Source organism: Brevundimonas sp. EAKA (assembly GCF_000698025.1).
Taxonomy (GTDB): Bacteria; Pseudomonadota; Alphaproteobacteria; order Caulobacterales; family Caulobacteraceae; genus Brevundimonas; species Brevundimonas mediterranea_A.
The window spans coordinates 1-13,781 of sequence record NZ_JMQR01000083.1; the positions used below are offsets into that span (position 1 = coordinate 1).

At 69.4% G+C, this 13,781-nt stretch carries 14 protein-coding genes; 8 read left to right on the forward strand and 6 right to left on the reverse strand.

Annotated elements, in window-relative coordinates; translation table 11 throughout:
* On the forward strand, positions 1 to 1,509 hold a 1,509-nt coding region (locus ER13_RS11860; protein WP_035309503.1), incomplete at its 5' end, for an ATP-dependent helicase C-terminal domain-containing protein.
* A 63-nt stretch (positions 1,510 to 1,572) separates the two neighbouring features.
* Positions 1,573 to 2,859: an MFS transporter gene (locus tag ER13_RS11865; protein WP_035309505.1), complete on the forward strand. Its 1,287-nt coding sequence runs from the start codon at positions 1,573 to 1,575 to the stop codon at positions 2,857 to 2,859.
* Here the strand turns inward: ER13_RS11865 and ER13_RS11870 are convergent.
* Genes ER13_RS11870 through ER13_RS11880 form a run of 3 tightly spaced genes read right to left on the reverse strand, consistent with a single transcriptional unit; the run spans position 2,856 to position 5,977 of the window.
* Positions 2,856 to 3,665 carry an RNA methyltransferase gene (locus tag ER13_RS11870; RefSeq protein WP_035309507.1) on the reverse strand — a complete coding sequence of 270 codons (810 nt, stop codon included), beginning with the start codon at positions 3,663 to 3,665 and terminating at the stop codon, positions 2,856 to 2,858. The two genes, ER13_RS11865 and ER13_RS11870, sit on opposite strands and share 4 nt — an antisense overlap.
* Positions 3,662 to 4,573 carry a class I SAM-dependent methyltransferase gene (locus ER13_RS11875; RefSeq protein WP_035309509.1) on the reverse strand — a complete coding sequence of 304 codons (912 nt, stop codon included), beginning with the start codon at positions 4,571 to 4,573 and terminating at the stop codon, positions 3,662 to 3,664. Before ER13_RS11875 ends, ER13_RS11870 begins: the two co-directional genes overlap by 4 nt.
* An 18-nt stretch (positions 4,574 to 4,591) precedes the next feature.
* The gene (locus tag ER13_RS11880) at positions 4,592 to 5,977 is read right to left on the reverse strand and encodes a glycosyltransferase family 2 protein (RefSeq protein ID WP_035309511.1); all 1,386 of its coding nucleotides are present in this window, start codon (positions 5,975 to 5,977) and stop codon (positions 4,592 to 4,594) included.
* 131 nt (positions 5,978 to 6,108) lie between these two features.
* Here ER13_RS11880 and ER13_RS11885 point away from each other — a divergent pair, with 131 nt between their 5' ends.
* From ER13_RS11885 to ER13_RS11900, 4 genes are read left to right on the forward strand one after another with little or no spacing between them, the layout of a single operon-like run.
* Entirely contained in the window at positions 6,109 to 6,738 is a 630-nt protein-coding gene (locus ER13_RS11885; RefSeq protein ID WP_035309512.1) for a TetR/AcrR family transcriptional regulator, read from the forward strand.
* 35 nt (positions 6,739 to 6,773) lie between these two features.
* Positions 6,774 to 7,541 (forward strand): ABC transporter substrate-binding protein, encoded by a 768-nt coding sequence (locus ER13_RS11890; RefSeq protein WP_052005067.1) that lies wholly within the window; start codon positions 6,774 to 6,776, stop codon positions 7,539 to 7,541.
* On the forward strand, positions 7,538 to 8,527 hold the full coding sequence (locus tag ER13_RS11895) for an iron ABC transporter permease (protein ID WP_081836221.1): 990 nt from the start codon (positions 7,538 to 7,540) through the stop codon (positions 8,525 to 8,527). The genes ER13_RS11890 and ER13_RS11895 overlap by 4 nt, the downstream gene beginning before the upstream one ends.
* Entirely contained in the window at positions 8,524 to 9,279 is a 756-nt protein-coding gene (locus ER13_RS11900) for an ABC transporter ATP-binding protein (protein WP_035309518.1), read from the forward strand. Before ER13_RS11895 ends, ER13_RS11900 begins: the two co-directional genes overlap by 4 nt.
* On the opposite strand, the gene ER13_RS11905 is transcribed toward ER13_RS11900, so the two are convergent.
* Positions 9,273 to 11,333 carry a lytic transglycosylase domain-containing protein gene (locus ER13_RS11905; protein WP_197019782.1) on the reverse strand — a complete coding sequence of 687 codons (2,061 nt, stop codon included), beginning with the start codon at positions 11,331 to 11,333 and terminating at the stop codon, positions 9,273 to 9,275. The genes ER13_RS11900 and ER13_RS11905 overlap by 7 nt on opposite strands.
* 125 nt (positions 11,334 to 11,458) lie before the next feature.
* On the opposite strand from ER13_RS11905, the gene dapA reads away from it, so the two are divergent.
* Together dapA and smpB are read left to right on the forward strand one after the other, a co-directional pair.
* Positions 11,459 to 12,343: a 4-hydroxy-tetrahydrodipicolinate synthase gene (gene dapA, locus ER13_RS11910; RefSeq protein ID WP_008260157.1), complete on the forward strand. Its 885-nt coding sequence runs from the start codon at positions 11,459 to 11,461 to the stop codon at positions 12,341 to 12,343.
* Positions 12,343 to 12,816 carry an SsrA-binding protein SmpB gene (smpB, locus tag ER13_RS11915; protein ID WP_008259266.1) on the forward strand — a complete coding sequence of 158 codons (474 nt, stop codon included), beginning with the start codon at positions 12,343 to 12,345 and terminating at the stop codon, positions 12,814 to 12,816. Before dapA ends, smpB begins: the two co-directional genes overlap by 1 nt.
* 10 nt (positions 12,817 to 12,826) lie before the next feature.
* On the opposite strand, the gene ER13_RS18680 is transcribed toward smpB, so the two are convergent.
* Positions 12,827 to 13,021, reverse strand: a complete 195-nt coding sequence (locus ER13_RS18680) for a hypothetical protein (RefSeq protein ID WP_035309522.1) — start codon at positions 13,019 to 13,021, stop codon at positions 12,827 to 12,829.
* A 100-nt stretch (positions 13,022 to 13,121) separates the two neighbouring features.
* Positions 13,122 to 13,781: uracil-DNA glycosylase (locus tag ER13_RS11925; RefSeq protein WP_231492541.1), on the reverse strand; the 660-nt coding region annotated here is incomplete at its 5' end.

Sequence of the window (13,781 nt, forward strand, 5' to 3'; positions counted from 1 at the left end):
GTGCGGGTCAGCCGGTCCTCGGCCGAACAGCGGCGGGGGCGAGCGGGACGGACCGAACCGGGCGTCTGCTATCGCCTGTGGGACGAGGAACAGACGCGGGGGCTGGGTCCGCATCAACGGCCGGAGATCCAGGAGGCGGACCTGACCGGTCTGGCGCTGGACCTGGCGCGCTGGGGCGCGCGGTCGGTCGAGGGGCTGGCCCTGCTGGACCCGCCCCCGGCCGGGGCCATGGCGGAGGCGCGCAAGGTGTTGAGCCGTCTGGGGGCGCTGGACGCCGAAGGCGGCCTGTCGGATCATGGACGACGTCTGACGCGCATCCCGCTGTCGCCGCGGCTGGCCCATATGGTCGCCGTGGCCTCGGACGCCGGGGACGCCATGACCGGCGCGCGGATCGCGGCGGTGCTGAGCGAACCGGGCCTGGGCGGGTCGGGGGTGGATCTGGCGGATCGTCTGGTCGGGCTGGAACGGGATCGGTCGCCGCGCGCGCGGGATGCGCTGAAACTGGCCGACCGCTGGGCGAAGGCGGCGGGCGGCGGCAAGGGCGAGACGGTCGAACCGGGCCTGTTGCTGGCCGAGGCCTTTCCCGAACGCATCGCCAAGGCGCGCGGCAAGACGGGCGAACTGTTGCTGGCCAGCGGGCGCGGGGCGGTGCTGGACGCGACCGATCATCTGGCGCGAGAATCCTGGCTGGCGGTGGCGGAGCTGGGCGGAGGCGAGGCGCGCGACCGGGTGCGGCTGGCGGCGGCGCTGGACGGGACGCGGATCGAGGCGGACCTGGGGCGGTTGATCGAGATCGAGGATCGGCTGGTCAAGGAGCCGTCGGGCCGGATGGTGATCCGACGCGCGCGCCGCATCGGCGCCCTGGTGCTGGACGAAAAGGTGATCGGGGCGCCGGACGCCAAGACCATGACGGCGGCCCTGCGCGCCGAGATCGAGGCCGAGGGCCTAGGCGCCCTGCGTTGGGGCGAACAGGCGACGGGGTTGCGGGCGCGGCTGGCATTTCTGCACGGGTTGGATGCTGGCTGGCCGGATGTTTCGGACGCCGCTCTGCTGGAGGCGCGGGCGGACTGGCTGTGGCCGGTGTTGGAGGGGGCGAAGTCGCTGGAGACGATCAGCGACGGGCGGCTGGCCGAGGCGTTGCGGGGGCTGGTTCCCTGGGATCTGCAGCGCAAGCTGGATGAGCTGGCGCCCAGTCGGCTGGACACGCCCCTGGGGTCGGCGGGGATCGACTATGGCGCCGAAGGCGGGCCGCGCGTGGAGATCCGGGTGCAGGAACTGTTCGGCGTCGTCACCCATCCGACCGTCGGCGGCGGACGGGTCCCCCTGACCCTGTCGCTGCTGTCCCCGGCGCGGCGACCCGTTCAGGTGACGAAGGATCTGCCGGGGTTCTGGGCCGGGTCCTGGGCGGCGGTGCGGTCGGACATGCGGGGCCGTTATCCGCGCCATCCCTGGCCCGAGAACCCGGCCGAGGCCCAGCCCACCAACCGGGTCAAGCCGCGCGGGACCTGAGCGCCGGACTTGACCGCGCGGGACGGGCAAAGCATTGGCTTTGCTCCCAAGCAGGATTTCACCGTGTCTGACGCAAAGATTGTTTCGCCGACCGCCCGGAAGGGGCGGGTTCTTTTCGCCAGCCTGATCGGCACCACGATCGAATTCTTTGACTTCTACATCTACGCGACGGCGGCGGTGCTGGTGTTTCCGAAGCTGTTCTTCCCCGGCGCCGATCCGACGACGGCCATGCTGTCGTCCTTCGCCACCTTCTCCATCGCCTTCTTCGCGCGGCCGGTCGGCGCCCTGGCCTTCGGGCATTTCGGGGACCGGGTCGGGCGCAAGGCGACGCTGGTGGCGGCCCTGATGACCATGGGCGTGTCGACCGTGGCCATCGGTCTGTTGCCGACCCATGCCTCGGTCGGGATCATCGCGCCCCTGTTGCTGGCCCTGTGCCGGTTCGGGCAGGTGCTGGGTCTGGGCGGCGAATGGGGCGGGGCCGTGCTGCTGGCGACCGAGAACGCCCCTCCGGGCAAGAAGGCCTGGTTCGGCATGTTCCCGCAGTTGGGCGCGCCGATCGGATTCATCCTGTCGACCGCCTCCTTCATCGTCCTGACCTCGACCATGAGCGAGACCCAGTTCGAGGCCTGGGGGTGGCGCATCCCCTTCCTGGCCAGCGCCATCCTGGTGTTCGTCGGTCTGTGGGTGCGGTTGAAGATCACCGAGACGCCCGAGTTCCAGAAGGCGGTGGATCGCAACGAGCGGGTCAAGGCGCCGGCCGTCACCCTGTTCGCTCATCACAAGATGGCGCTGTTTCTGGGGACGTTCAGCGGGGTGACGACCTTCTCGCTGTTCTATCTGATGACCGTCTTCGCCCTGGGCTGGGCCACGACGGGCATGGGGTACGAGCGGGCGGACATCCTGCCGATCCAGTTGATCGGGGTGCTGTTCTTCGCCGCCTTCATTCCGGTGACGGCCCTGCTGGCGGACAGGTACGGGCAGGTGAAGGTGCTGATCGCCTCGTCAGTCGGGATCGGCCTGTTCGGCGCCCTGTTCGCGCCCCTGTTCGGCGCCGGTCTGACCGGACTGCTGATCTTCTTCGCCCTGGGGTTCGGGCTGATGGGCTGCACCTATGGCCCCATCGGCGCGGCCATGGCGCGGCCCTTCCCGACGACGGTCCGCTATACGGGGGCGTCCATGGCCTTTAATCTGGCGGGCATCGTCGGGGCGTCGCTGGCGCCCTATCTGGCGACCTGGCTGGCGCAGAACTATGGGCTGGCGGCGGTCGGCGGTTATCTGGCCCTGTCGGCGGTGGTGACCATCCTGGCCCTGTGGGGCATGGGACGGGTCAGCCCGGAGACCGAGCTTTAAGCCTCGTCCGTGGCGGCGTAGACCATGATGCCCGTGGCGATGGCCAGGTTCAGGCTGTCGGCCCGGCCGCGCATTGGGATCTTGACGTTGACGTCGCAGGCGGCGGCCAGTTGGTCGGTCAGGCCCGCCTGTTCATTGCCCATCAGGATCAGCGACGGCTTTTGCATCACCGCAGAGCGGTGGCTGACGGTCGCGTCCAGGCGGGTGCCGACGACGCTGCCGGGCCAGGTCTTGCGCCAGGCCAGGAAGGCCTCGGGGTCGGTCCTGGTGATCGAGACGGCGAAGACCGAGCCCATGGTCGCGCGAACGGCCTCGACCGAATAGGGATCGACGCAGTCGCCGATCAGGATGACGCCGCCGCAGCCGGCCGCGTCGGCGGTGCGGATGATGGTGCCCAGATTGCCGGGATCGCGCACCTGTTCCAGGGCCACCCAGCAGGGCGCCGAGGCCGGATCCAGGCTGTCCAGCGGGGCATAGGCCTGATCGAACACGCCCAGCACGGTCTGCGGATTGTCGCGGCGGCTGATCTTTTCGAGAATGGCGTGGGTGACGATGATGATGTCGCCGCCGGCCTTGCGCGTCTCGGCCTTGGCCCGGTCCAGCAGGGGGTGGGGGCGAGCCTCCTCGCCGACCAGCAGCATGCGCGGCGCGCGGCCCAGGTCCAGGGCCTCGCCGATAAACTTCAAGCCCTCGGCCAGGAAGGCGCCGGTGAGGTCGCGTTCCTTGCGCATATGCAAGGCGCGGACGCTCTTGATCGTGTCGTTCGTCAGGGAGGTGATGACGCGATATTCGTCTCGGGCGCTCATCGGCTCCACCGCGCGAAGAAGGACAGGCCGATGGCGCGGGCGTCCGGGCCGTCTTCGGACAGGGCCAGTTCGCCCCAGTCGATGCGGCCGCCGCGATCATGCGTCGCCTCGGCCATCAGATGGGCCAGGGACAGGCCCGAGACCCGGGCGGCATAGGCGTTCAGCAACAGGAAGTCTGCGTCGTCTGCCAGCAGGGCGGCGCAGTCCTTCAGCAGGAGCGGCATGTCCTCGAACAGGCGCCAGACCTCGCCGGTCGGGCCGCGCCCGTATTTTGGCGGGTCCAGGATGACGCCGTCGTACTTGGAGCCGCGACGAACCTCGCGGGCGACATATTTGCGGGCGTCTTCGACGATCCAGCGGATCGGGTGCTGGGACAGGCCGGACTGTTCGGCGTTTTCGCGGGCGTAGGCGACCGATTTCTTCGAGGCGTCGACGTGGGTAACTTCCGCACCGGCGGCCGCAGCCGCCAGGCTGGCGACGCCGGTGTAGCCGAACAGGTTGAGGATCTTCGGGGCTCTGCCGGCTTCGCGCGAGAAGGCGCGCACCCGGTTGTCCAGCCATTCCCAGTTGGCGGCCTGCTCGGGGAAGAAGGCCAGATGGCGGAAAGGGGTGAAGCGGCCGGTGAATTTCACGTCGCGCCATTTCAGGGGGAAGGCGTCGACGGGGCCGTGCTGGTCGAACTTCCAGCGGCCGGAGTCTTCCTCCTCCTGCTGGGGATCGAAGGTGGCCGTGGCCTTGTCAAAGGCGGTCGGATCGCGCGGGGACCAGAAACACTGGGGCTCGGGGCGGACCACGGTGTAGCGGCCGTAGCGCTCCAGCTTCTTGCCGTCGCCACTGTCCAACAGGGCGTAGTCGGACCAGCCGCGGGTCACGAGGGTTTCGGGGGTGGGGGAGAGCAGGGGCGCCATTGTGCGGCTGATAGGCGGTCAGGCGGCCTCGCGTCCAGCGTCCACCGTCATCACGGACGTGCATTCGGCGTCGATCTCGGCGTCGTGGGCCGTCTTGTCCCATGCATAGGGGGCGACGATCAGCCGCCAAAGGGCATGGATGAAGGCCAGGCTGAGCAGGGACCAATAGGCGGGCGCGGCCAACATGTCGGTCAGCCTATAGTCCTGCCCGGCCCGTTTTGCGCCCGCCGCACAGCCCATCCAGGCGGCGATGACGCCCACGGCCAGGACGGCGAAGGAGGCTAAAGGCACGACTGGAGCCATGCCGATGTTCAGGGCGACCATCAGGGCCACAATGAGCCAGGCCAGGGTGGGCGCGTGGGAAGCGGCCGAGACGATGGCCGCGCCCAGCGTCATGACCAGCGACAGCTGGCCGCGCCGGCCCAGGGCCCGAGGCGCACGCGTGTGGACGCCCCAGGTCTGCATATAGCCTTTCAGCCAACGGGTGCGTTGCGGCAGCCAGCGTTCCAGCGCCCCCGGCGGGGCTTCCCAGGTCGGGCTTTCGAGCACCCCCAGCCGCCATCCCGCGGACCAGAGCCTGAAGCCCAGATCGGCGTCTTCCGTGACGTTGTAGGCGTCCCAGCCCCCGACCCGACGAAGGGCGGCGGTTCGCAGGTGATTGCTGGTGCCCCCCAGAGGAAAAGGCAGGTTCAGCTTCGCCATGCCGGGAAGATTGACCTCGAACAGGGCGGCGTATTCGAAGGCGAACTGACGGTCGAGGAAGGTCGAGAGTTCGGCGTTGCGCCGGCGAATCCGCAGGGGGGCCTGAAGGCAACCCAATTGCGGCTGGCCGGCGAAACGCGAGGCCGCCTCGCGCAATTGGCCGGGATCCGGTTCGTCCTCGGCGTCATAGATGGTCAGGAGCTCGCCTGTCGCGAAAGCCAGGGCGTGGTTCAGCGCGCGGGGTTTGGTCTGCGGAGCGCCCGGCGGGACCACGAGGATCCGAAGCCAGCCCGGCCGGCGCGCGGCCTTGGCCGCATTTATGGTGGCCTGATCATGGGCTTCCAGCACGAGAAAACCTTCGAGCTGACGCCGCGGATAGTCGATTTTCGACAGGCGCTGGATAAGCTGGGGCACGACGGCCGCCTCGTCATGAAGGGCGGCCAGAATTGTGTAACGCGGCCACCGGGAGGGTTTGGGCGACGACGGGGTAGGACGAAGACTGGCGATGACCAGGGCCGCGCGCCACAGGGCCGAGGCGACGAAGCCCATCTGAATCCCGATGAACGACGCCGAAAGCGTCGAGCGGGGCCAGACGATTCCTGCGGCCACAAGCGCCGTCGCCAGGCTCGCGACCATGATCGCCTGCCCCAAGGTCGGCATTCGCCGCGCCGCGCCGGTTTGCGCCGCATCCCTCGTCGTCATGTCCGTTCGCCCCCGCGCCCGGCGCAACACAACTAGAAATACGCATTTCGCGCAACCGTGTTCTTCGAGGCGGCGATTGGCGTCGATGACAGATTGTCGCTATTCAGGGCGGGCCAGATCCGGAGTCGCCGTTGCCCGTCGTTTCGCCATCCTCGCGTTCCAGTCGCAAACCCAAGGGCGAGGGCCATTCACGGCGTGGCGAGATCCTCGCTGCGGCCGAACGCATCTTCGTCGAGTACGGCTATGAAGGGGCGACGATCCGCAAGATCGCCGACGAGGTCGGCCTGTCTTCGACCGCCCTCTATATGCATTTCTCCGACAAGGGCGCGATCCTGCAGGAAATCTGCCGCCACGCGTTCGGTGAGCTGATCACGGCGGCTGAATCCCTGTCCGCCCTCGACGGGCCGCCCGAGGTTCGCCTTCGGCGCATGATCGAGGTCTACGTCGATTTCGGATTCGCCAATCCGAACGCCTATCGCCTGATCTATCTGACCCGCCCCGTCGAGGCCCGGGACGGCGCCCAGAGCCTGTCGCAGGAACTGGGGGCGGGGGTCTTTGCGGCCTTCGAGACCCTGGTCGGTGAAACCGTGGCCGCAGGACGGATGGAAGGGGATCCACGCACGATCGCCCAATCGATCTGGGCCTCGGCCCATGGCGTCGTCTCCCTGATGATCACCAAACCCTATTTCCCTTGGGCGGAGCGCGAGGTGTTGGTGAAGACCACCCTAGACGCCGTCTTTTCCGGCCTGCTGAAATCGTGAACCGTGCTTGGGGGCTGGCGGCGGCGGTCGCGGCCATGGCCGTCGCCGTCGCCCAGGGCGCGCAGGCGCGTCCTTTGCGGGTCATGGCCCTGGACCAGTGCGCCGACCAGTATGTGCTGGCCCTGGCCCCGGACGCCGATCTGGCCCTGTCGCCGCGCGCCGACGATCCCGACGCCTGGTTAAGGCGCGAAGCGGCGGGCCACAGGCGTCTGCGGCCGACGCTGGAGGCGGCTGTGGGATTCAGGCCGGATGTGGTCGTGCGCTACTGGGGCGGGGAGCCCAGGCTGCTGAACTTTCTGCAAACCCAGGGCGTCACGGTGGTCACCATCGCGGACGCGACCGATATGGACGGGGTCCGGGCCAATATCCGCACGGCGGCCCGGGAATTGGGCCAGGTGGAACGCGGCGCACGGCTGGAACGGGCCATGCAGGCCAAACTTGACCGGGCGGCGGCGCCGGACCGCCCCCGGCCGGGCGCGGTCTATCTGACCTCGGGCGGGTTCACCTCCGGACCCGGCACCCTGATGGATGCGATGATCCGGGCTGCCGGGTTTCGCAATCTGACGGCCGCGCCGGGGTTCGGCGCCATCAGCGTCGAGCGGATCGCGATGGAGCCGCCGATCCGGTTCGTGCTGGGCTTTTTCGATCAGTTGCGGGCCGACTGGCGCGGACCGGGCCGGCATCCGGTGGTGCGGAGCGCGGCCCAGGGACGGACGGCGGCGAAACTGCCGGCGGCGGTGCTGACCTGTCCGGCCTGGTTCGCGGCCGACGGGGTCGAGATGATGGCGAGAGGGCGGCCATGAGCCGGATGTTGAGGCTTTGCCTGATCCTGGGACTGGTCATCCTCGCGGCCCTGGCGGCCGCCGTGCTGATCGGCGAGACGCCCTTTGACGCCGCCCAGTATGCGGCGGCCTTCAGCGATCCGTCGTCCGGTCCATGGGTCGTCCTGTGGCAGGTGCGCGCGCCGCGCGCGATCTGCGCCCTGGCGGTCGGCGCCGCACTCGGTCTGGCCGGGGCTGTGATGCAGGGATTGTTGCGCAATCCGCTGGCGGATCCCGGCGTTCTGGGCGTGTCGGCGACAGCGGCCCTGGGGGCGGCCCTGGCCATTGTCCTGGGCGGCGCCGGGGTGGCGGGCGTGGTCGAGATGTCCGCCCTGTTGGGGGCGGCGGCGGCGGGCGGTCTGCTGATCGTCGCCTCGGGCCTGATGCGGGCGCCGGAGGCTCTGATCCTGTTCGGGGTGGCCCTGTCCAGTTTCGCCGGGGCGGCCACCGCGCTGATCTTCAACCTGTCGCCGTCGCCCATCGCCCAGGCCGAGGTCATGTCCTGGCTGCTGGGGTCGGTGCAGAACCGCAGCTGGGTCGATGTAGCCTGGGTCACGCCCGCGGTGGTCGTCGCGGCGGTCTTCGCCGGCCTGTCGGCGGGAGGGCTGCGGATGCTGACCCTGGGCGACGAGGCGGCGGCCGCGTCGGGTCTGTCCATGGGGCGGGTTCGCGCCTTGGCTCTGGTCGCGGCGGCGGTGGCGACGGGGGCGGCGGTGGCCGTGGCGGGCGTGATCGGCTTCGTCGGTCTGGCGGCGCCCCATCTGGTGCGGGCTGCGGTGCGGGGCGATCCGGGGCGGATCCTGGCGCCCTCGGCCCTGGCGGGGGGGCTGATGCTGGTGGCGGCCGATCTTCTGGCGCGGCTGACGCCGACGGATCAGGAACTGAAGCTGGGGGTGTTCACCGCCCTGATCGGCGCGCCCCTGTTCGCCCTGATCGCCTGGCGGGCGGCGCGGGAGTGGCGGCTGTGAGCCTGTTGTCGTTGAACGCCGTCCGGGCCAGGATCGGGCGTGAGCGGGTGCTGGATGGGGTCAGCCTGACCGTCTCGGCCGGCGAGGTCGTGGCCCTGTGCGGCCCGAACGGGGCGGGCAAGAGCAGCGTGATCCGGGCGGCGGCGGGACTGCTGGCGGCAGAAAGCGGCGAGGTGCGACTGGGCGACGACGACATCGGTCGTCTATCGCCGCGTCAGAGAGCCGAACGCCTGTCCTATCTGCCGCAGGAGCGGCGGATCGCCTGGAATCTGCCTGCGGTGGAGGTGGCCGCCCTGGGCGCGCCCTTCCTGGCGGGAGAGGCGGCTCTGGATCGGGCCAAGGAAGCGCTGCTGGCCGTCGGGGCGGGCCATCTGGCGGATCGAGGCGTGGCCGAAATGTCGGGCGGCGAGCGGGCGCGGGTTCTGCTGGCGCGGGCTCTGGTGGTCGATGCGCCGCTTCTGCTGGCCGACGAGCCGACGGCGGGTCTGGACCCGGACGCTCAGCGGCTGGTGCTGGAACAACTGCGGGCGCGATCTAGAGCCGCCGCCGGGGTGCTGGTCAGCCTGCATGACCTGACCCTGGCCGCCGCCTTTGCGGACCGGGTGGTCGTGCTGGACGGCGGACGCATCGTCGCCGACGCCGCGCCTCTGGACGCCCTGGCGCAGCCGGTGCTGCGCCAGGTCTTCGGCCTGGACGGGACCTGGATCGAGGGGCCGGACGGGCCGCTGCTGGCGGCCCGCCGAGTTCAGTAGGCGGCGTAGGGACGGGGACCGGCGGCCGCGCCGCGGGCGATGTCGGCCGAGGTCGTCAGCGGGGCCGATCCCCCGTTCAGCCGGGCCTTGTAGACCGCCATATTCTCCATCACCCGCATCATATAGTTGCGCGTCTCGGTGAAGGGCGCGCATTCGATGAAGTCGATGGCCGCATTGGAATCGCCGCGCGGGTCGCCACAGCGGGCGATCCACTGGTTCGGCCGGGCCGGGCCGGCGTTGTAGCCGACCGTCGCCAGCAGCATGGAGCCGTTGTTGGCCGCCATCAGCTCGCCCAGGTGATAGCTGCCCAGGGTCATGTTGTAGTCCGGATCCCACAGCTGCTCGGCCGAGAAGCCCATGCCCAGGCGACGGGCGACGCCCGAACCCGTGGCGGGCAGGAACTGCATCATGCCGCGCGCATCGGCGCCGGAGCGGGCGCGCGGGTCGAAGCTGGATTCCTGGCGGGTGATGGCCTGGGTGAATTCCAGCGGCGCGGCGCCGGCGACCTGGGGCGGGACGCGCACGGGGTACATGCGTTCGGGCAGGACGAAGCCGCGCTGGCTGGCGGCGCGACCGACCATCATGGCGGTGAAGCCTTCGCCATAGCTGCGGGTCAGGTCCATCAGCAGGGCCAGATCCTCGATGGTCGGCAGGTCGTTGTCGAGCTGATAGGCGAAGACCCGCAGCAGGCTGGTCTCGCCGGTCTCGCCCAGGATTCGCGTGGCGCGGACGAGCTCGTTGGATTCGAACCGGGCGATGTCGGCCTGGGTCGGGGCCGGTTCGCCGGGCAGGGTCAGGGTGGTCATCCCGGCTTTCTCGGCCGCCAGTTGGCCGTAGAAGGTCTGCCAATGCTGGGCGCCGTTGCGGTAATAGCCGAGTGCGGCGTCGCGCTCGCCCCGCGCCTCGGCGGCCCGGCCCAGCCAGTAGTACGCCCTACCCTGGGTGATCGGGGTGGAGGAGGCGGTGCGCAGGGCCTCGAAATGGCGGGCGGCGACCTCGGGCTGGTTCAGCTTGGTCAGGGCGACCCAGCCGGCGAAGAACTCCGCGTCCACCATCCGGTCGCCGGAGGTGAAGCCGTGGCCGTTCATGGCGTCATAGGCGGCGCGCCAATTCCCCTGTTGCAAGGCGTCGAGGTAATAGTTGCGGCGCTCGGTCCACAGGGTGTTGTCGCCTGCGGTATGAGCCGGGGCGGGCGGCAGATTGGCGAGCAGCGGGAAGGCTTCCGACTGGCGGTTCTGAGAGCGCAGGATTCGCACCCGTTCCAGCGTCACCGCCGGATCGGCGGCCTGGGCGGGCGTCAGGGCGGCCACCACGGCGTCCGGGCTGTAGGCGGTGCGCAGGCTCATGACCGCATTGGCGACGGCCGCCCGTTCCGGCGAGACAAGATCGAGCATGGCGCGCGTCGCCGGGCCGTGCGGACCGAGCAACAGCATGTTCAGCCGCGCCTCGTGATCGGCCGGGGTCAGTTCGCCGCCCCAGCGCGCGAGGATGCGCGATTGCGGCTCGGCGTCGAAGGATCGGGTCCGCCACCAGTCGCGAATCAGGGCGCGGGCCTCGCGGTGACGCCCGCGCTGTTCGAGCGCCGAGGCGTTGGCGATGGCGCCTTGGACGGTTTCGGGCGGGTGGTCGGAGAAGAGGGCCATGACGGCGTCCGGCGTGGCGCCGACGCGGTCCAGAACCGATTCTGCGGCGGCGCGACGTGATTCGGCGCGCGGCCAGCCCTTCAAGGCCGTCTGGGCCTGGGCGAGTTCGGCGTAGGAGAGTTGTTCGCCCGAGGTGTCGATCAGGGCCCACTCGATCAGCTTGCGCGCCGTGGGGTCGCGCATCTGCGAGATCGCAGCCTGGGCGCCGGGGATGTCGCGCGCCCGCGCCGCCGCCAGGCCCTGACGGAACAGGGCCGTGTCCTGGTCATCGAGCACGCGGCCCTGATAGGTGGGGCTGTAACCCGGCACGGATTGTGAAACGGCGGAATAGGGAACAGGTTGGCCGGGAAGGGCGTCCTGCGGGGTCGGGGCGATGACGGCGAGGGCCGCAGCCAGACTGGTCGCGATCATGATATTTCCTGTTCTCATTCATCCCGGTTGCGGCGAGGCCGCTGGCGACCTAACGTCCCGCGCTCTCAAGACAGAGGTTCTGGACATCCGTCCATCGCCCCTCCCCACGCAGGCTAGCTAGTCCCATGACCGCCCCCTTGTTCAAGGGCGTGATCACCGCCCTGATCACACCACTTCATGACGGAAACGTGGACGAAGCCGCATTCGCCACGCTCATCGAAAGACAGATCGCCGCAGGCGTCGACGGCCTGGTGCCCGTCGGCACGACGGGCGAGGGCGCCAGCATGGACCTGGACGAGCACAAGCATGTGATCGACCTGTGCGTACGGCTGGTGGCGGGACGCGTCAGCGTCATCGCTGGAACCGGATCGCCCTACACCAAGGAAGCCATCGACCTGACCCGGCACGCCAAGGCGGTGGGTGCGGATGGGGCGTTGATCGTCACCCCCTATTACATCCGCCCCTCGCAGGCGGGCATGGCGGCGCATTTCGAGGCTATCGCCGACGCCGTTCAACTGCCGATCCTGCTCTACAACGTCCCGTCGCGTACGGGAGTCGATCTGGCCAACGAGACGGTAGCGCGGCTGGCGGCCCATCCGAACATCGTCGGCGTCAAGGACGCCACCGGCGACATGAGCCGGGTCAGCTGGATGCGCGCCAATATCGACGGCCAATTCGACCTGATCTCGGGCGATGATTCCAGCTATCTGGGTTATCACGCCTGTGGCGGGGTCGGACTGATCTCGGTGGCGTCCAATGTCGCGCCCGAGGCCATGGTCGCCCTGCACAATGCGGCGGCGGCCGGCGACTACGCCACTGCCCGCGACTGGCAGAATCGACTGATCGGCCTGTGCAAGGCGCTGTTCCTCGACAATTCTCCGGCTCCGACCAAATACGCCCTGGCCCGGTTGGGCCTGTGCAGCGAGGAGGCGCGGCTGCCGTTGTCGCCGACGTCGGAAGGGGTCAAGCCGCTGATCGACCGCGCCATGGCGGATGCGGGCGTCGTCTGATGGCGCCGCAGCCGCAGTCGAAGTCCAAGGTCATCGCCGAGAACCGCCGCGCGCGGTTCGACTATTTCCTTGAGGACAATATCGAGGCGGGCATTCAACTGCTCGGCACCGAGATCAAGGCGCTGCGGGACGGACGGGCCAATATCGCCGAAAGCTATGCGGCGGTGGAGGGGCGCGAGATCGTCCTGATCAACGCCGACATCCCGCCGTACAAGCAGGCCAACCGCTTCAATCACGAGCCGCGCCGACCACGCAAACTGCTGCTGCACAGGAAGCAGATCGACCGGTTGATCGGGGCGGTGCAGCGCGACGGTCAGACGATCATTCCGCTGAAGCTGTATCTGAACGACGCGGGCAAGGCGAAGCTGGAGATCGCCCTGGCCAAGGGCAAGAAGCTGCACGACAAGCGCGAGGCCTCGGCCGAACGGGACTGGCAGCGCGACAAGGCCCGTCTGATGCGCGACAAGGGCTGAGGTCCGAACACTACCCCAGCGGCCGGGCGTCCGTGACGCCCGGCAGATCGGCGAAACCATAGCCGCCCGCGCCTCCGGTCCCCGTGGACGGATGGAAAAGGCCGCCTGTGATCAGGGCCAGGGCCGTGATCACAATCACGAGGACCGCGGCCAGGATCGCGATCCTGCGCTCGCGTCGCGTGAATAATCCGTCAGTGCGTCGCATCGTCCAGCCTCCCGCTGGGAGACGAACGCCGAACGCTCGCCTCTGTTCCGCCTTATTTCAGCATGGCAGAGTCGTGCGACACGCACGCAACAGTAGAGGGTTAGCGGGCGATGATCTCGCGCGCCCGATCAAACACCGCCTCGAACATGGCCGGGGTCAGCCGGCCGGTGTTCGTGTTCAATCGGGAGCAGTGATACGAGTTCAGGATGACGTATCCGCCGGCCTCGCCCTCTGCGCCGTGGCCGGCCGGCATGGCCGAGGCCGGCCGGCCGAACGCCTTGAGGATGTTGCGGCGAGAGACGTCGCCCAGGGTCACGATGACCTTCAGATTCGGCAGCAAGGCCAGGCGGTCGATCAGGAAGGGGCGGCAGGTCGTCTCTTCGATCGGCAGCGGCTTGTTGCCGGGCGGGGCGCAGCGGACCGCGTTGGTGATCATGCAGTCCACCAGGGTCAGGTCGTCGTCGCCGTTCGGATCATAGTGGCCCTGAGCAAAGCCCGCCTTTTTCAGGGTGTCGTACAGCAGCCAGCCGGCGTGATCGCCGGTGAAGGGCCGCCCCGTGCGATTGGCGCCGGTGCGGCCGGGCGCGAGACCCGCGACCAGCAGCCGGGCGTTCGGATCGCCGAAGGACGGGGCGGGGCCGTTCCACCAGTCGGGGGTCTGGCGGGGGGTCTCCCGGCGGTACCCGCACCGGCGCCGGGGCCGGGGGGCGGCTGTTCTCTTTTCCCCTCCTCCCCCGCCCGCCGACCCCCCCCGGTGTGG